The 17,028-nt window shown below is 72.5% G+C and carries 13 protein-coding genes, 5 tRNA genes and 1 riboswitch; of the genes, 6 read left to right on the forward strand and 12 right to left on the reverse strand.

Annotated elements, in window-relative coordinates:
* Positions 1-79: 79 nt before the first annotated feature.
* The 10 genes from AB0C36_RS39265 to AB0C36_RS39310 all read right to left on the reverse strand — a co-directional run bounded on the left by AB0C36_RS39265 (position 80) and on the right by AB0C36_RS39310 (position 10,133).
* Complete coding sequence (locus AB0C36_RS39265) at positions 80-2,341, reverse strand: 5-oxoprolinase/urea amidolyase family protein (protein WP_358363677.1); 2,262 nt, start codon at positions 2,339-2,341, stop codon at positions 80-82.
* Entirely contained in the window at positions 2,338-2,964 is a 627-nt protein-coding gene (locus AB0C36_RS39270; protein WP_358363679.1) for an urea amidolyase associated protein UAAP2, read from the reverse strand. The genes AB0C36_RS39265 and AB0C36_RS39270 overlap by 4 nt, the downstream gene beginning before the upstream one ends.
* Positions 2,961-3,710 (reverse strand): urea amidolyase associated protein UAAP1, encoded by a 750-nt coding sequence (locus tag AB0C36_RS39275; RefSeq protein ID WP_358363680.1) that lies wholly within the window; start codon positions 3,708-3,710, stop codon positions 2,961-2,963. The genes AB0C36_RS39270 and AB0C36_RS39275 overlap by 4 nt, the downstream gene beginning before the upstream one ends.
* Entirely contained in the window at positions 3,707-5,254 is a 1,548-nt protein-coding gene (locus tag AB0C36_RS39280; RefSeq protein WP_358363682.1) for an amino acid permease, read from the reverse strand. The genes AB0C36_RS39275 and AB0C36_RS39280 overlap by 4 nt, the downstream gene beginning before the upstream one ends.
* 193 nt (positions 5,255-5,447) lie before the next feature.
* Positions 5,448-5,566, reverse strand: a riboswitch (guanidine-I (ykkC/yxkD leader).
* 147 nt (positions 5,567-5,713) lie between these two features.
* On the reverse strand, positions 5,714-6,874 hold the full coding sequence (locus tag AB0C36_RS39285; protein ID WP_358363683.1) for a PP2C family protein-serine/threonine phosphatase: 1,161 nt from the start codon (positions 6,872-6,874) through the stop codon (positions 5,714-5,716).
* A gap of 253 nt (positions 6,875-7,127) precedes the next feature.
* Positions 7,128-7,199, reverse strand: a tRNA-Val gene (locus tag AB0C36_RS39290).
* Positions 7,200-7,300: 101 nt separating this feature from the next.
* A tRNA-Val gene (locus AB0C36_RS39295) sits at positions 7,301-7,375 on the reverse strand.
* 38 nt (positions 7,376-7,413) lie between these two features.
* Positions 7,414-7,484 (reverse strand) — tRNA-Cys (locus AB0C36_RS39300).
* Between the two features lie 53 nt (positions 7,485-7,537).
* Positions 7,538-7,610, reverse strand: a tRNA-Gly gene (locus AB0C36_RS39305).
* Between the two features lie 435 nt (positions 7,611-8,045).
* The gene (locus tag AB0C36_RS39310) at positions 8,046-10,133 is read right to left on the reverse strand and encodes a DUF4328 domain-containing protein (RefSeq protein ID WP_358363684.1); all 2,088 of its coding nucleotides are present in this window, start codon (positions 10,131-10,133) and stop codon (positions 8,046-8,048) included.
* A 382-nt stretch (positions 10,134-10,515) separates the two neighbouring features.
* Here AB0C36_RS39310 and AB0C36_RS39315 point away from each other — a divergent pair, with 382 nt between their 5' ends.
* The 3 genes from AB0C36_RS39315 (at position 10,516) to AB0C36_RS39325 (ending at position 13,345) form a co-directional block, all read left to right on the forward strand.
* Entirely contained in the window at positions 10,516-11,553 is a 1,038-nt protein-coding gene (locus AB0C36_RS39315) for a chorismate-binding protein (protein ID WP_358363686.1), read from the forward strand.
* A complete protein-coding gene (locus AB0C36_RS39320; protein WP_358363688.1) occupies positions 11,550-12,383 on the forward strand; it encodes an aminotransferase class IV in 834 nt (277 codons plus the stop codon). The genes AB0C36_RS39315 and AB0C36_RS39320 overlap by 4 nt, the downstream gene beginning before the upstream one ends.
* Positions 12,384-12,517: 134 nt before the next feature.
* Complete coding sequence (locus AB0C36_RS39325; protein ID WP_358363690.1) at positions 12,518-13,345, forward strand: GNAT family N-acetyltransferase; 828 nt, start codon at positions 12,518-12,520, stop codon at positions 13,343-13,345.
* 129 nt (positions 13,346-13,474) lie between these two features.
* On the opposite strand, the gene AB0C36_RS39330 is transcribed toward AB0C36_RS39325, so the two are convergent.
* Positions 13,475-13,996, reverse strand: a complete 522-nt coding sequence (locus AB0C36_RS39330; RefSeq protein WP_358363692.1) for a DsbA family protein — start codon at positions 13,994-13,996, stop codon at positions 13,475-13,477.
* A gap of 105 nt (positions 13,997-14,101) precedes the next feature.
* Here AB0C36_RS39330 and AB0C36_RS39335 point away from each other — a divergent pair, with 105 nt between their 5' ends.
* Entirely contained in the window at positions 14,102-14,629 is a 528-nt protein-coding gene (locus AB0C36_RS39335; protein ID WP_358363693.1) for a hypothetical protein, read from the forward strand.
* A 545-nt stretch (positions 14,630-15,174) separates the two neighbouring features.
* Here the strand turns inward: AB0C36_RS39335 and AB0C36_RS39340 are convergent.
* The gene (locus tag AB0C36_RS39340; protein ID WP_231779752.1) at positions 15,175-15,588 is read right to left on the reverse strand and encodes an SsgA family sporulation/cell division regulator; all 414 of its coding nucleotides are present in this window, start codon (positions 15,586-15,588) and stop codon (positions 15,175-15,177) included.
* Between the two features lie 567 nt (positions 15,589-16,155).
* On the opposite strand from AB0C36_RS39340, the gene AB0C36_RS39345 reads away from it, so the two are divergent.
* On the forward strand, positions 16,156-16,623 hold the full coding sequence (locus AB0C36_RS39345) for a TIGR02611 family protein (RefSeq protein ID WP_358363695.1): 468 nt from the start codon (positions 16,156-16,158) through the stop codon (positions 16,621-16,623).
* Between the two features lie 48 nt (positions 16,624-16,671).
* Positions 16,672-16,743, forward strand: a tRNA-Val gene (locus AB0C36_RS39350).
* The last annotated feature ends 285 nt before the right edge of the window (positions 16,744-17,028 follow it).

Genomic DNA, 17,028 nt, shown 5'->3' on the forward strand with positions numbered 1-17,028 from the left:
TCGCCCGGTCCTGAACTCCCGCCGGTCGGTGCGGACCGCTCGCGGGCTTCGGCCCCCGGTCACCCGGAGATCCGAAGCGTCAACGTGCGGCCCACCGGTCGCGTTCCGCCGCGAACGCGGCCTCCCGGCGTGCGGTGAAATCGGCTGCCTCGCGCCGCTGTTCGGCATCCAGGAGGGTGGTCGCCGCGGTCAGGTCGTCCCAGGTCAGGGTCGCCTCACGGATCTCCGGGCCGGCCCGCCCCGCCGCGACCTCGGCACGCAGCCGCAGCAATTCCTCGGGCGCCACGGGACGAAAGCGCAGCCGGTCGAACTGGCGCAGCAGCCACGGAGGTTCCCCGGAGTCGGTGAGCCGCCACACCGGAATCGTGCGGCCGACGAGCTGGTAGCCGCCCGGGCCCTCCATGCCGTACACGCACAGGTAGACGCCGCCGATGCCGACCGCGTTCTCCGGGGTCCAGGTGCGCGCCGGGTCGTACTTCGTGGTCACTAGGCGGTGCCGCGGATCGAGTGGCACGGCGACCGGAGCACCCAGGTACACGTCCCCCAGGCCCAGCACGAGGTACGTCGCGGCCTCGACGACCTCGAACACCGCTTCGCGCGACGGGAGGTCGTTGACGCGGCGGATGAACTCGACGTTGTCGGGGCACCACGGCGCATCGGGGCGCACCCCGCGCTGGTACCGCCGCATCGCCTCGTGCGCGGCGGGGTCGTCGAGGGCCAGCGGCAGCACGACCTCGCGGACCGGCAGTTCGATGCCGCGCGGGTCGGGCAGCGTCGCCCAGGCGGCGCCGACGGCTTCGGCCACGTCCCGGGCGTCGAGGACGCCGGGATCGAACGCGAGCAGCAGGGAACGTACGCCCTCCACGGTCTCGGTGATACCGGCCCGCACGCTTTCGGCGGGGGAGCAGCCCTCCCGGGAGGGATCCGGCCTGCCGGACACGGCCGTTGCGGACTCGACCGTTTCCGACTCGACGGTTCCCGGCTCGACCGTTTCCGGCTCGACCGTTTCCGGCTCGACCGTTTCCGACTCGACGGTTTCCGCCTCGACGGTCGCCGGCCCGGATAGCGCCCGCGCGAGAAGGTGGACCTGCAAGCGCACCGTCAGGTCGAGTTTCGGCGGACCCGCCTCGACGAGCACATGGCAGTCGCCCGCGTGCCGGACGGTGAGCGACGGGCGCACCCCCGACGCCGGCAGGTCGAGCAGCGGTTCGGGCCGGCCCGTCCCGGCGCCGGTCGGCGGGAGGTCGGAGGCATGGCCGCCGAGCACCTCCAGCCACGCCGCGGCCGCCCGGGGATCGGCGAGTTCGGCGTCACGGGCGCGGTTCGTATCCGCGGCATCCTCGGGCGTCACCGGGACCAGCCGTACGCGGTCGTCCGGCCGCGCCTGCGCGAGCTTCCAGCGGTCGGCCCGCACCACGACCGCGGGCACCACGAAGCCGCCCAGGCTCGGCCCGTCCGGTCCGACCACGACCGGCGTGTTGCCGGACAGCATGATGCCGCCGACGGGGTACGCGCTGTCGTGGATGTTGCTCGGGTGCAGCCCCGCCTCGCCCCCGTCCTCGCGCGCCCAGCCGGGCGCCGGGCCCACCAGGCGCACGCCGGTGCGGTCCGCACGGTGGTCCACGCGCCATTCCGCGGCGAACAGTTCGGCGAGCCCGGCGTCCGTCAGATGCTCGGGTGCGCCGTGCGGCCCCGGCACGACGCGCAGTTCCCAGCTGTCGGTGAGCCGGGGGAGCAGGGCGGTGACGTCGAGCGGTGCCGCCAGGTTCTCCGCCGAGCCCACCGGGAGCACGTCCCCCGCGGCCAGGGCACGGCCCTCGTGACCGCCGAACTTGCCGAGCAGGAACGTCGTCCGGCTGCCGAGCACTGCCGGCACCGCGACGCCTCCGCCGACGGCGAGGTACTGGCGCAGGCCCGGGCCGACCGTGTCGCCGAGGTCGAGGACCTGGCCGGGCCCGACGACCGTGACGCGGCCGGGCACGACCGGGCGGCCGTCGAGGGTCGCGTGCTCGACCGCGCCCGCCAGGCAGACCAGCGCGCGCCGTTCGAACCGCAGCACCGGACCACGCAGTACGGCCTCGATGCCGGCCGCCGAAGCCGGGTTGCCCACAGCGGCGTTGGCGAGGGCGAACGAGCGGTCGTCGAAGGCCCCGGAGGGCGGCACGCCGACGCCCCACAGGCCACCGCGTCCGGCCAGGTCGACGACGAAGGACTGCACGCCCGGCGCGACCACCGTGAAGCCGGGTGGCGCGGCAGGCGCGGCAGGCGCGACCGGCGTTGCCGATGCGGCCGGTACGACCCGCGCGGTCTGCGGGCTTTCCGCCCCCGCGACGGCGGTCACGCGGACCACCCCAGCAGCCGCACCGGTGTCGGGTCGTACCCGTTGCACGGGTTGTTGAGCTGGGGGCAGTTGCTGACGACCACGAGGATGTCGCGTTCGGCACGGAGTTCGACGTACTTGCCCGGTGCCGATACGCCGTCCTCGAACGTGAGCCCGCCGTCCGGGGTGAGCGGCACGTTCATGAAGAAGTTGACGTTGTGGGTGATGTCGCGCTTGTCGAGGCCGCGGCCCCACGCCATGGCCTGGCGTACGAAGGTGGTGCGGCACGCGTGCTGGTGCCGCGTGTGCTCGCCGTAGCGCACGACGTTGCTCTCCTGCGCGCACGCGCCGCCGAGTGTGTCGTGCCGGCCGCACGTGTCGTCGACGATCGTCGCGAGCGGGTCGAGGCCCGTCGACATCAGCACGGAACCGGTGGTGAGGTACACCGCGCCCTGTTCCCGGACGGTGTCCACCGCGCTGTAGCGGTTCGTGTAGTCGTGCGCGTCGAAGAACAGCGTGTCGACGGCCTGGTTGCCGCACAGGTCGACGATGCGCAGGCGCCCGCCGGCCGGGATCTCCCCGGTCCAGCCGTCCCCGGCCGCGACGGTCGTGTCCAACAGCACGGCGGTGTCGATGGTGGTCACGCGAGGCTCCTCTCGGTCGCGGCGAGCGCGCGCCCGGACTCGGCACGGAACACGCGCGACGGGTCGTCCGCCCTCGGAGCCGGCACGGCCGCGACCGACGCGAGCAGGCGGGCCGGCGCCCAGATCGGCATGGGGTCCAGGGGATGCGGCGCGGTCGAGAGCACCACCAACAGGTCCTGCTCCGCCCGCAGTTCCACCCAGTCGCCGGCCGCGGCGTGGCCCGGCGTGAAGGCCAGCGAACCGCGCGCGTCCCCGGCCGGCACGACCTTGCTGAACAGATTGAGCGTCGCGTGCAGGTCGCGGCGGCCGAGCCCGCGCTTCCACAACTCGTCGAGGAGCCCCGCCCGGGCGCTGCGCCGCCACGCGTTGCGGTCGTTCGCGTAGTCGGAGGGGCCGAAGCGGTCCCGCACCTGGGCGTCGGTGCTGTGCCCGGTGATCGCGTCGTGCCAGTCGAGGGACGACGCGGTCATCGACGCGAGCGCGCGGCCCATGTCGGACATCAGGACCATCGGCGGGTGCACCCGGGCGGACATCTGCGCCTTGAGGGTGTCCGGGACGTTGAGGCGTTCGAGCGGGTCGGCGGCGGCGAAGACCAGTACGGAGGCGTTGGCGCCGTCGTCCAGGCAGGTCAGGCGCAGAGCCCGGTGGCGGCCGAGGCGTACCGTCCACGCGGCGCCCGCGGCGATCTCGTGCTCGTACAGCGGAACGCCCGGCGCGGTGCCGACGGCGTCGGGAAGCGCGGTCACGAGGCCACCCCCGCGGCGACGGCGACCGGTGCGGTGCGCCGGTGTTCGCGGCGCAGCAGGGCGTACGCCCCGGCGCCCACGAGCAGTACGCCGCCGACGAACAGGGTGGCGAACCATTCGAGGTACCAGTGGCCGCCCGCCGGGTCGTACACCTCGGCCCGCGGCCAGCCGATGTTCACGGCCATGAGCACGCCGTACACGACGGCGCCCAGGTTCACCACGAGCCCGAACCGGCCCAGCGCGAAGCCTTCGTGGGCGGGCAGGCGGCCGCGCAGTCGGGCGACCAGCATCGGCAGGGTGACCAGGAGGTAGGCGACGTAGACCAGCACGATCGCGACGGAGGTGAGCGCCGTGAACAGCTCCGCGCGGCCGACGTTGACCAGCAGCAGCGCGGCGGCCAGCACCCCGACGATGAGCGCCGGCAGCACGGGAGTCCCGGTCCGCGGTGACACCTTGGCCAGGCGCGCCGAGCCGGGCAGCACCCCGTCCCGCGACATCGAGAACACCAGGCGCGTCGCGGCCGTCTGGATCGCCAGCGTGCACACGAACATCGCGATGGCGACGTCCACGAGAAGGGCCTTGCCGAGCCCGGTGCCGAGCTGGGTGGTGAGGACGTACGGCAGCCCGCCCGCGGCCAGTTCGCCGTCGGTGACACTGGGCGCGGCCATCAGGGCGCCGAGCAGCAGCAGGAGTCCGGCGACACCGGACGCGACCAGCGCGCGCAGGATCGCCCGCGGCGCGGTCTTGCGGGGGTTCTTGGTCTCCTCGGCGAGCTCGCCCGCGCTGTCGAAGCCGTACATGACGTACGCCGCCATCAGCGCCGAGACCAGGAACGCCGCGAAGTAGCTGCCGTTCCCCTCCGCTCCTCCGGTGTCGGTGACCACCGACGGGCCCCGCTCGGCGTGCCAGAACAACAGCGCGACCAGGAGCACGATGCCGACCAGTTCGCACGCCACGCCGACGCTGTTGACCAGCGACATCACCTTCACGCCGACCGCCGTGATGACCGTGGTGACCACGATGAGCGCGGTGCCCAGCAGCACGGCGTTGGTGGCGCCGTCGGTCGAGGTGAGCGCGGTGTCGGTGCCCACGAGCTGGAACCCGGACCAGATCCGCGGCAGCACGACCTGGAGCGCGATCGCCGCCGCCGCGACCGAGACGATCTGGCCGATGAGCATGAGCCAGCCGGCGAACCACCCGGTCAGACCGGTCGAGAGGCGGCGCGACCACTGGTAGACGCATCCGGCGATCGGGTAGCGGGCGGCGAGTTCGGCGAAGCAGAGCGCGACGAGGAGCTGCCCGGCGAACACGATGGGCCAGGTCCAGAAGAACGCCGGGCCGCCGAAGGTGAAGCCGAACGCGAAGAGCTGGAACACCGTGGTCAGGATCGACACGAACGAGAAGCCGGCCGCGAACGACGCGAACGAGCCCAGTTTGCGGTGCAGTTGCTGCTCATAACCGAAGGTCGCGAGGTCCGTGGCGTCGGTGGCCTCGGGGGTGGGGGCGGTCGGCGGCGGGCCGGACGGGGCGCTGAGCGTGGTCATGGCATGGGCCTTTCCGCGCGCGGGTCGGCGCAGGGGTGAGGGGCGCGGCGATGGGGTGCCCGGGAACCGGGAGGGAGGTGCGCGTCGGCGTACGCGGTCCTGCTGCGCGTGACGGCCGCCGCGTTGTGGAGGTGCTGATGATGCGTCACGGGCGCTCCCCGGGACCGGGATCCGGACGTGCCGGATCGACCTGGCCTCCCGGGCTTTTCTCCCGCCGTGGAACGGGGCCGACGCATGGCCCCGCCTGCGGCTCTCGGACCAGTCCCGCCGGCGCTCTCGGCACCGAGCGGCGGAACCCTAGCCGCGCCCCGCCGTCGCGGCGGGTCGTGACCTAGTAGAGGGACGGCCTGTTTCCGCGGACGCCCTCACATGTTGCGCGTGTGTGAAAGAGATTTGACGGTGCGCCCGAACGGGCGGGTGAACACGCCTGTCTGGCGGGAGAATTGCCCGAGTTGGGGATCAGATGGGCAGCTTGCGGCGGCGCGTCCCGGCGGGAGTCTCGCGGCGGGGGCGCTGGAGGACGAGCGCCGCGGCGTCGTCCTGCAACGGCCCGCCGGTGTGCCCGCGCAGGTCGCTGTACAGGTGCAGCACGATGTGCTGCGGCCATGCACGGCTCCACCCCGCGAGCCGGGCGGCGGCGGGGTAGAACTGTCCCTCGGCGTCCCGTGCCTCGCTGATGCCGTCGGTCGTGGCCACCAGGGTGTCGCCGGCCTCGAACGCGATCTCGTGCTCGACGTACTTCACCCCGCCCGGATACAGCGGGGCGAGGCCGAGCGGCGGTGCGATGTCACCGAGTTCGATCTCGGTCGCGGAGCCGTCGCGCAACATGATGGGCTGCGTGTGGCCGCACGTGATCAGGCGCAGCCGGTCCGGCTCGTCGAACGCCATCAGCAGCGCGGTCGCGAACCGCTCGCCGGGCGGCCCGGTGCGCTCCGAGGTGAGGCGGTGGATACGCCCCTCCAGGCGCGACGCCACCTCGGTCAGGTCCTTCTCGTGGTACGCCGCCTCGCGGAACGTCGCCATCAGCGCCGCCGCGGTGTTCACCGCGGGCAGGCCCTTGCCGCGCACGTCGCCGATCAACATGCGGATCCCGTGCGGCCCGTCGACCACGGCGTAGAAGTCGCCGCCGACCAGCGTCTCCGCCTCCGCGGCCATGTAGAGGCTCGCCAGGTCCAGCCCGGGCAGCCGGGGCGGGACCGGTTCGAGGACCGCGCTCTGCAACGTCATCGCCACCGAACGGGCGTGCCTGAGCTGGGCTTCCCGGCGCAGGCGCGTGGAGGTCACGCCCAGTGCCACGAGCCCGAGCGAGCCGATGACCGCGACGTGGATGAACTTGGAGGTGACGGTGGTCGATTCGTACCAGGTGACCAGGACCACCGCGCTCACCGTCGCGGTCAGGGCGACGCCCGCCACCTGGCGCCGACTGCAGACGCCGGCGGCGGCCGGGGCGACCAGGCCCAGGGCGACGGCGCCGGGGATGGCCGGGTCGATGAGGGCGTCGATGACGGCGATCGCCAGGATCGCCGCGTACGCGGCGAGCGTCGCACGGCGGTCGCCGAGCGAGGGCTCTGGGCCGATCGCCCCCCGGTCGGCGGCCGGCCGCAGGCGTCTGAGGGTCATCGGCGTGCCTGTCGGTCGAGGAATGTCTCGTCACGGCCCGGAGGACGGGCATGTCATGGTAGCCGGGCCAAAGCCGCCGCCGCCGAAACCGAGAATGCCCCCACCCGGTATCACTCCGGGCCCGCGCCGGGACCGCCGCATGCCCGGTGCCCGCGCCGGTACGTGTGCCCGTGCGACTGCCCGTGCGCATGCCCGCATGAGTGCGAACACGAAGAAGGGCCGCAGGAGTTGCCTCCTACGACCCATTCGTCGGTGCGCGATACTGGGATTGAACCAGTGACCCCCACAGTGTCAGTGTGGTGCTCTCCCGCTGAGCTAATCGCGCGGGACGGATCTTGCGATCCGCACAGATGCTACTACGGTTGCCGCGCCCCTCATGAACAGGGCCACCTCGGAACGAGATCCAGGCGGCCCGATCGATCGGGGTGGTGCGCGATACTGGGATTGAACCAGTGACCCCCACAGTGTCAGTGTGGTGCTCTCCCGCTGAGCTAATCGCGCGGGGAAGATCATTCCGGCGGACCGGAACTCTCTTCTCGAGGTGGAGACGGGATTTGAACCCGTGTAGACGGCTTTGCAGGCCGTTGCCTCGCCTCTCGGCCACTCCACCAAGCGCGGGACCGGGTGGGTGGTGACCCACGGCGACCCCACAGCCATCTTCCGAGCGGACGACGAGATTCGAACTCGCGACCCTCACCTTGGCAAGGTGATGCTCTACCAACTGAGCCACGTCCGCGTGTCGGGCGGCGTTTCCGCTTCCCGGCGACGAGAAGAACTTTAGCGGAAACCGAGGCCAGGACAAATTCCGTTTCCCTGCGGTCCACCCTCGGGGTGAAATGTCCGCTGCCCGGTCCCCGCCTCGAACCCGCAGGTCAACGAGCCGGTGACGGGTCGCGCGTGGGATGCCGGGCGGGGTATTCGGGGGCCGCATCCGTTCACAACCGGGACACATCCGGGACGTCAGGACACGTCCGGGCCGCCCGGAATGCGCGACCCGGGACACGAATCGTGAGCGGACCGATCACGGGCGGCGGGCACGTCAGTGGGCATGCCCGGGGCACGGCGGTGAGCACGGGGCGGTGCGTCCGGGGTGGGTGGGAACGGCTACGCCCCCGCGGCCCGGTAGGGCTGCGGGGGCGTTCGCGGGCCGTGCCCGATGTCGCGCCGAAGGCTACGGCCTCGTGGCCGGCGGCTCGTCGGCGGGCGGGGCGTCCTCCGACGGGGCGTCGGTCGGCGGAGTGTCGATCGGGAGGATCATCGTGCCGGCCTCCGGCTCCGCCTCGGAGGCGGGCTCCGGGGTGGCCTCGGAGGATGCCTTGGAGGTGGGCTCGCGGTCGGAGTCGGTGCTCGGTACCGCTTCGTCGTCACGAGCGACGACTTCGGTCGGTGCCGCTTCCTCGCGCGGCGTCTCGGAGGTCTCGGCGGTCTCGGCGGGCGCGTCCGGCTCGGGAGCCCGGTCCACGACCTCGGTGGGCGCGGCGGATGCGGCGGACGCGGATGCCGGGGGCTCGTCGGGCGTGACGGGGATCGCCGGGAGGATGGTCGTGCCCGCTTCGGGCTCCGGCTCGGCCGCGGGCTCGGGCTCGCGTACCGGCTCGGCTGCCGCTTCGGCTTCGGGTTCCGGCGCGGGTTCCGACGCCGGGGCGGCTTCGGCCGCGGGCTCTTCCGGACGCTTGGTGAGCGTCAGGGGAGAAGCCTCTTCCTCGTGCGGAACCGGCTCGGCCGCTGCGGCCGGCTCGGTCGCCGGGAGAGCCTCGGCCGGGGTTCCGGCCGGTGTCTCGGCCGGGGTTTCGACCGGGGCTTCGGGTGTCGGGAATGCCTGCGGCTCGGGCTTCTCCAGCGACGGGGCCGGAGCCGACGCCGCGGTCGGGAACGCCTCGGGCTCCTCCGGCAGGGAGGGCGGTGCCTCGGCCGGGGCCGACGCGAAGGCCGCCGGCTCGGACTCGGCGGGCGAAGCGGCCGGTGCGGCCGCGGGGGCCACGGGGGCGACCGTCGGGGGAGCGGTCGGCATGGCGGGCGGCGCCTTCGGCGCGGGCGGCGCCGCGTCCTGCGGTGCACTCGGTGCCGGCACGGGAGCGGAAGCGGGTGCCGCGAGGGGACCGGGCGTCGGGCCCTGGCTCGGGGCACCGGTCCACGACGCCGCCGCGGCGGCGTCGTGCGGCAGGCCCAGCGCCGCGAAGGCCTGCGCCTCACGGGCGTGCTGGAACGCGGTGATCTTGCGGACCACGAAGACCGCGGCGATCGCCGCGAAGATGGTGAGGACGGTCAGCCCACCGGACACGTAGTCGGCCGTACGCAGGTCCTTCGCGTCGTCGAAGACAATGTCGTCCTCCGACGGGTACAGGAAGGCCGCGCCGACGGGTGTCCAGACCGCGAGCACGAACAGGATCCACCACGTCCACAGCAGCGGCTTGCGCCCCGGCGTCGCACCGCCGCGCTCCGCCGCCTGCGGGTCGCTCGCCTTCCAGATGTCGTGCGCGATCTGCTTCGGGAACCACCACCACACGACCGGGCAGAACCAGCCGCCGATCGCCCAGCCCTTGGCCAGCGTCTGCTGTGACGGGCCGAACAGTTCGACGTTGCCGCGCGCCCGGTAGAACCAGATGACGAACACCACGACCGTCGCCAGCATCACGACGCCTTCGAACGCCGTCGCAGCGGTGACGAAGTTGTCCGCGTTGTCCGCTTCGCCGCCGGTGACCGAGCTGGGGTCGTCGATCAGGTCGCTCAGCAGCGAGGCACGCATGAAGTACGAGACCAGGCTGACCACCGCACCGAGCGAGGTGACGCCCAGCAGCACGTACAGCGAGACGGCCAGGCCCTTGAGCGGCTTGAAGGGCTGCGGCGGACGCCAGGAGTAGCCGGCCTGCGGGTACCCGGGCGCACCCGGGTAGGGCTGCTGCGCGCCGGGGTAGCCCGGTCCGCCGTACGGCATCTGGCCGGGGACCTGACCGGGCACCTGACCGGGCAGCTGGCCCGGGGCCTGACCGTACGGCGCCTGCTGCGCGGCGTACGGGTTCGGCGTGCCGTACCCGGGTGCCTGCGGACCGGCGGTGCCGTAAGGATTCGGCGCGGCGTAGGGGTTCTGCGGGTGCGCACCCTGTCCGGGGCCGGGCTGCCCGTACGGGGCCGCCGGGGGCTGAGGAGCCGCCGAGCCGCCCACGGGGACAGGCGCCGGCGGGGGCGCGGCCAACGCGGTACCGCAGTGCGAGCAGCGGTCGGCCTGGGTGGACCAGGTGCCGCAGGCGGGACAGAGCACGAATGGAACCCTTCAGTTACATGCAGACCAGAGAGCAGAGCCGACAACATATGCCGGGGGCCGGGACGGTCGGGCGGTCCACTGGGCGCGGATCCCTCGCCGCCCCCGGCGGACGGCACGGGCGCGACAGTTTCCCCTCGCCCCCTGACACCGCATCATGCCGTGCGCGGAGATCCGCGGGAACGGGTGGCCGGATCCCGATGTCGCGGAACCCCGTTCGCGGACCGGCATCTGTCCGGAACGTCCTTACAAACGTCCTTACAATAAGGTGCTCGCCACAATTGCTCGCCACCATAAAAGGTGCCCGCCGCCGACCGGCGTCGGCCCGATCCCAGGCGGTCGGATCCGCCGCCCTGCGAATCCCGTGGAACCCCGTGAACGCGTGAACGAACTCCCCGCCCTCGCCCACCTCGGCGGTCGCCTCGCGACCGGACTGCGTGACGTCACCGACGATCCCGCCGCGCTGGACTCGCGCGGCTTCTGGGCGGTCGTCGTCGACTTCGAGGGCGGTGTCGTGTGCGCGCGCTTCGACGACGTACGCGAGGCCCCACTCCCGCCCGCGCCCTGGCACGGCCCGCAACCGGACGCGTGGACGACATCGCTGGACGCGGACGCGTACCGGGACGGCGTGCGCCGCATCCGCGCATACATCGAGCAGGGCGAGGTCTACCAGGTCAACCTGTGCCGCATGCTGACCGCGCCGCTGCCCGATCCCGACCGTGCGGACATCGTCGGCCTCGCGAGCCGCTTGGCGCTGGGCAACCCCGCCCCCTACGGCGGTGTCATACGCCTGCCCCGACACGGCGTGCAAGTCGCCTGCGCCTCGCCGGAGTTGTACCTGCGCCGCCGCGGCCGCCACGTCGAGTCCGGGCCCATCAAGGGCACCGGGCGCACCGAAGCCGACCTGCTGCCCAAGGACTTCGCCGAGAACGTCATGATCGTCGACCTGGTCCGCAACGACCTCGGCCGGACCAGCGAGGTCGGCAGCGTTACGGTGCCCGAACTGTGCATCGTCGAGAAGCACCCGGGCCTCGTCCACCTCGTCTCCGTCGTCGACGGGCGGCTCACCGAGGACGCCGGTTGGCCGGAACTCCTCGCCGCGACCTTCCCGCCCGGATCCGTCAGCGGCGCGCCGAAGTCCAGCGCGCTGCGCGTCATCGCCGAACTCGAGCCGGTCCCGCGCGGCCCCTATTGCGGCGCGGTCGGCTGGGTCGACGCCGACCGCCGCGAAGCGGAACTGGCGGTGGGTATCCGCAGCTTCTTCGTCGACGCCGAGGGGCGCCTGTGTTTCGGTACAGGCGCCGGCATCACGTACGGTTCGGACCCGCAAGGCGAGTGGGACGAGACCGAACTGAAGGCCGCGCACCTGCTCAGAGTCGCGGCCGGCGACACCCGCCACCGAACCGAGGGAGACGCATGAAGATCTGGCTGGGCGACGGCACCGGCGGCGGCCTGGTCCACGAGGAGGACGCGACCGTCTCCGTCGTCGACCACGGATTCACCGTCGGCGACGGCGTGTTCGAGACCATGAAGGCCACCGGCGGCCAGGCGTTCGCGCTCACCCGGCACCTCGACCGGCTCACCCGGTCCGCCCGCGGCCTCGGCCTGCCCGACCCGGACCTCGCCATGGTGCGCGAGGCGTGTGCGGAGGTGCTGGGGGCGAACGCGCTGGAGGGGATGGGGCGGCTGCGCATCACGTACACCGGCGGGCCGTCGCCGCTCGGCTCCGACCGCGGCGCGGCGCCCGCGACACTCGTCGTCGCGCTCTCTCCCGCGAAGACCCACCAGCCCACGACGGCCGTGGCCACCGTGCCCTGGACGCGCAACGAGAACTCCCCGACCACCGGCCTCAAGACCACGAGCTACGCGGACAACGTGGTGATGCTCGCGCGCGCCGCCAAGCAGGGCGCGTCCGAGGCGCTGTTCGCGAACACCGCAGGCCTGCTGTGCGAGGGGACCGGCTCGAACGTGTTCGTCGGCGTCGGCGGACGCCTGCTCACCCCGCGGCTGGAATCCGGCTGCCTTGCGGGCGTGACGCGCGCACTGGTCCTGGAGTGGACGGACGCCGAGGAGGCCGACCTGCCCTACTCCGTACTCGGCGAGACCGACGAAATCTTCGTGACCTCGTCCCTCCGCGACGTGCAGGCGGTGCACCGCGTGGACACCCGCGACTTCGCCGCACCGGGACCGCTCACGCGGGCAGCAGCCGAGGTGTTCGCGACGCGCTCCGCGGCCGACATCGACCCCTGACCGTCGCGGCCGTGCGCAATTCTCGGCCGTGCACATGTCATTCGCCGGTGGCATTCGCCGCGGTCGCCGCGCGTTGATTGACCGGCTCCCGTCGTGGGCAGCACCACCTCGACGGACGAGGGGAGGGAAGCCGGGTGACCACCACACTGCGGCCCGCTCCGCCGGGGACTCGGGCGGAGGTCGAGACCGGGGACTGGTACGCGATCTGCGCCAACGGGCGCCCGATCGGCCGCCTGCATCTGGCCGCCGGCGGGCGCTGGGGCGACGGCACCGGCTGGATCGACCACATCGAGGTCCTCGCGTCCCGCCGTCGGCGCGGGCACGGCTGCGTCGCGCTGCTCACCGCCGAGGAGGTGCTGCGTCGCCTCGGCTGCGGGCGCGTGGCCGTCGAGGTTCCGGAGGGGAACCTGCCCGGGCTCCGCCTGGCGACGTCGCTGGGCTACGTGTTCGACAGCCGCTATCTGGTCGCGCGGGTGCGGGGCGGGCTCGGCGCCGAGCGTACGCCGCCCGAACCGCCTTCCGGAATGACGCTCGCCCCCATGTCCGCGAGTGCCCACGAGGACTGGCGCGAGGACGCATGGCGCCGCTACGTCGCCCTGCTCACCGGCCTCGGCTGGTCGCGGCGCGCCGCCGAATCACGTGCCTGCGCGCGGCTGTCCGGCGGCGAGACCAGCGCGTACGAGCTGTGCGACGCGGCGGGAGCGCGGGCCGGGGCGGTGTGGCTCGATCCGTCCCCGACGGTTCCCGGGCGTGCCGAGGTGCGCGCGGTCGAGGTGTACGACGCGTGGCACGGGCAGGGGCACGGCAGACTGCTGTTGCGCACCGCCGAACACCTCGCGTACACCGCCGGCCTCGGCGAACTCGGCCTCGAACTCGTCGGCCCGGTCCCGGCCGCACGGCACATAGCCGCGGCCCTCGGCTACCGCACGCAGGCGCGGCAACTCGGGAAGATGATCCTTTAGCGCGAGGTGCGTCGGCGGCTGTGTCGCCGTGGTTGTCAGCGCCCCGAGCAGTGCGCTGAGCAGTGCCCTCAGCAGTGCCCTGCTCAGTGCCCGCTGTGCCTAGCTGTGCCTAGGTGTGCCTAGCTGCGCCTAGGTGTGACGGTCCGCGGCGCGGTCGGTCAGGATCGCCTCGATCTGCTCGCGCAGCCCGGTCTGGTCCTTGCTGCCGTCGAGCAACTTGCCGGCCACCTCGTAGGTGGGCGTGCCCTTGACACCGATGGCCGCCCCCTCCGCTTCGTCCGCATCCACCTGCAGAATGTGGCGGCCGTCGATGAGCGCGAGTTCCATCTCGTCCGCGTCCAGACCCAGCCCGCGCGCGATGTCCACGAGAAGCTTCTCCGCCGCCGCACCCTTCGCCGCCGCGAGTTCCGCGACGCGCACGAGGACGGCTTCGACGTACGCCCACAATTGGCCCTGCGCCCGCGCCTCCTCGGCGGCCTGCGCGGCGAGATGCGCGTGCTTGTGCTTCTCCAACGGGAAGTGCCGCAGCTCCACCACGAGTTCGGGGCCGAACCGGTCACGCAGCACGGCCACGTCGGCGAGCGCGGCACGGCAGTCGGGGCATTGCAGTTCGCACCAGAAGTCCAGGCGCAGCGGAACGGGAGCACTCATGCCGCGATTCTCCCAGGTCGGAGATCGTGACTCGTACGCGCGGACGACGCCGCAGCAGTGCACGGGGGGCACTATGGGAGGTGTCCGACGCGGAGGGAGCGCGAGATGTCTGACGCAGGCATTGTCACGGGGGCGGTGTGCGCGGCGTTGACCGGGCTCGGGCTCGTGCTGGCCGTACGGTCCGCACAAGCCGGCAGCTATCTGCGTGCGACACGTTGGGTGGGCATCGCGCTCATCCCGGCCGGCCTCTACCTGACCGGGCTGGCCACCCTCGCGCGGCGGGTGGGCGACGCAGCCGCGGACTGGGCGACCGACCTGGTGTTCGGCATCCGCGCGTGGGCCGGGGTCGCGGTCCTCGCCTTCGCGGTGACGCTGCTGCTGCTCGTGCGCGCCATCGGTTCGCGGCGCGGCGGTGCGGAGGAGGAGGCGTCCGGTCCCGCCTCGCTGACCGGTGCCGGGGCGACGGCGCGGGGACTGCCGCCGGCTGCCGGGAGCGCGGCGCGTACCGCCGGGCAACCGCAGGCGCAGCCGAAGGCCAAGCCCGCCAAGCAGCCCAGGTCGCGGCGCGGGGACAGCGGTTTGGGCGACGAGTTCGCGGACATCGAGGAGATCCTGCGCCGCCGCGGAATCTGACGAGGGATCCGCCGGAAATAGCCGTCACGGATAGCGTTGAACGCTATGTCGCGATGCACGCTGTGAATCCGGTCACTCGTGCGGGATGCGCGGGTGCGGATATGTATGCGCGAATAACCGGGAAGTTCACCTAATTCCCGGGCGGCTTCCGGACGCCTGCGCGGGCAGCCGCCCGCACCCGATCGACGGATCCGGATCTCGCCGCGGATCAATCGCTTTCGGGCACAAGTCGAACGCGACCCGAACCGGACTCGAACCGGAAACGTCGCGGTTCCGTGAAAATGCGGACCCAAACGTCGTACGCGAGCCGCCCGGCGACCGCCGGACGGGACCCGGCCGCGCCGGCGGCCAACCGTCTCGGCGGTCCCGGATGTGCCGAGGCCGACCGGACCCTCTTCCCCGAGTGGGAGGCCCGGTCGGCCTCGGGTGATGCGTTTGCGGTGTCCCGCGGAGGACGAAATCCCGCCGCCGTGATCCGACGCAAGGCGCCTGTCCGGACGGCCCGTGGAGACCGGCCGTGCAGGCCGACGGCGGTGGGCGGGAGGTCAGCTCTCCGCGAGGATCTGCGAGAGTTCGCGGTCGAGATCGAAGTAGCGGTGTTCGGCACCGGGCGCGACCGCGGCGTTGGTGCGCTTGAGGAAGGATTCGAGCGCCCTCGCGGGAGCTTCCAGGAGCGCTTCGCCCTCAGGGGAGCTCAGCGCGATACACACGATGCCCTGACCGTGGCTTCGGGACGGCCACACGCGGACATCTCCGGTACCCGAGGGCTGGCGCAGCCCTTCGGCGAGCAGGTCGCGGGCGAACACCCAGTCGACCGTCTCATCGGCACCGGTGTGGAAAGTGGCATGCACCGCGTAGGGGTCCGACGAGTCGTAGCGCAGTCCCGCGGGGACGGGAAGCGAAGACTCGGCGGAGACGACGAGGCGCAGGTGCAGCTCGCAGCTGACCGTGGTGTTCATAAGCGCCATGGCCTTTCGCTCAGTGTGCGCTCGGGGATTCGCACTCGGCGTTCGCAACATCCCACCTACGCGCGGTTCGTAAACGTCGTTGCCCGATATACGCGCCTCTGGGTACTCCTTAAGAGCGAAGTACCCGCGAAACACCGCAATGAGGCCGGTCAGCCCATCGGGGGAGGGCCTCGCGGGCCCTCCCGAGGCGAATCGCGGGGGCTCTCCGGCGGTGTGTTGCGGGTCTGTCCCGGACGCGTACCGGATGTGTCCCGAAGGGGCCGTACGGGTGGCATACGGGCTGTGCCGGGCCGGTCGCGTGGTGTACCCCAACAGGGGGACGGTTTGTTCTGCGACGCTTGTATCCGAACCGATGTGCGTACGGGGCCTGTGCCCTCAGGGCGCCCCCTTGTAGCGTGGTCCCTCCCGCACGCGAAGGCCCACGTTACGGGGCACGGGACGGCGTGGGCGACACGGCGCGAACCCACGCCACCAGCACCGCATCAGCACCGAGCCAGCACCGCACCAGCACGGCACAAGCACAGCGCGACAGATATGCACCGAGAAAGGGGACCCACGATGGACACGGGGGCCGCAGGCGCCACCAACAAGGCGCAGGAGACCGACACCGTCGCGCCGGCGGCGAGGGAGGCCGCGGAGGCCGCGGAGTCGGCGGTGCCGAAGCCCCGCGGGCACGGTTCCCGCGCGCCTCACTTCATCAAGCGCTCCCGCACGCTGCACCTGACGTGGCAGATCGGTGTCGCGATCGTCGGCTTCGCGGTGATCGTCGCGGGCCTGATCATGATGGTCATCCCCGGGCCGGGCATTCCCGCGGTCCTGGTGGGCCTGGCGATCCTCGGCACCGAGTTCGTGTGGGCGCAGCGCACGCTGCTGTGGACGAAGGACCAGGCGACGAAGGCCGCGCAACGGGCCCTCGACCCCAAGACGCGCCGCCGCAACCTGATCATTCTGATCGTCGGCGTCGTCCTCATCGCCGCGGCCGCGGGCCTCTACCTGTGGAAGTACGGCCTGGCCATGCCCTTCTGAGGGCGGCACGACGACCCCCTGCCATGCGGTAAGGTTCTTACCGCGCCCGGGCGATTAGCTCAGCGGGAGAGCACTTCGTTCACACCGAAGGGGTCACTGGTTCGATCCCAGTATCGCCCACGAGCGCGAGGGCGACCCATGTCCGCAGAAAGCGCGGACCGGGTCGCCCTCGTTGTTTTTTGGCGGCTTCGCCGCGGCGGGGGCTTCGCCACCCGCACCCCCTGTTGGGGGTTCTGGTCGGGTGAAGCGCAGACCCCCGCGCCCCGGTAACCGTGGGCAGCTGCGGTGGGCTCGCCTTCGGCTTCGCGGTGGTGGGCTCGCCTTCGGCTTCGCGGTGGTGGGCTCGCCTTCGGCTTCGCGGTGGTGGGCTCGCCTTCGGCTTCGCGGTGGTGGGCTCGCCTTCGG

The sequence above is a fragment of the Streptodolium elevatio genome, assembly GCF_040649515.1.
GTDB classification, from domain to species: Bacteria; Actinomycetota; Actinomycetes; order Streptomycetales; family Streptomycetaceae; genus Yinghuangia; species Yinghuangia elevatio.

Bases quoted from the DNA above. Each gene is read 5' to 3' on its own strand.
- AB0C36_RS39280 (WP_358363682.1), bottom strand. From the start codon at position 5,254: ATGACCACGCTCAGCGCCCCGTCCGGCCCGCCGCCGACCGCCCCCACC.
- AB0C36_RS39285 (WP_358363683.1), bottom strand. From the start codon at position 6,874: ATGACCCTCAGACGCCTGCGGCCGGCCGCCGACCGGGGGGCGATCGGC.
- AB0C36_RS39320 (WP_358363688.1), top strand. From the start codon at position 11,550: ATGAAGATCTGGCTGGGCGACGGCACCGGCGGCGGCCTGGTCCACGAG.
- AB0C36_RS39330 (WP_358363692.1), bottom strand. From the start codon at position 13,996: ATGAGTGCTCCCGTTCCGCTGCGCCTGGACTTCTGGTGCGAACTGCAA.
- AB0C36_RS39335 (WP_358363693.1), top strand. From the start codon at position 14,102: ATGTCTGACGCAGGCATTGTCACGGGGGCGGTGTGCGCGGCGTTGACC.
- AB0C36_RS39340 (WP_231779752.1), bottom strand. From the start codon at position 15,588: ATGAACACCACGGTCAGCTGCGAGCTGCACCTGCGCCTCGTCGTCTCC.
- AB0C36_RS39345 (WP_358363695.1), top strand. From the start codon at position 16,156: ATGGACACGGGGGCCGCAGGCGCCACCAACAAGGCGCAGGAGACCGAC.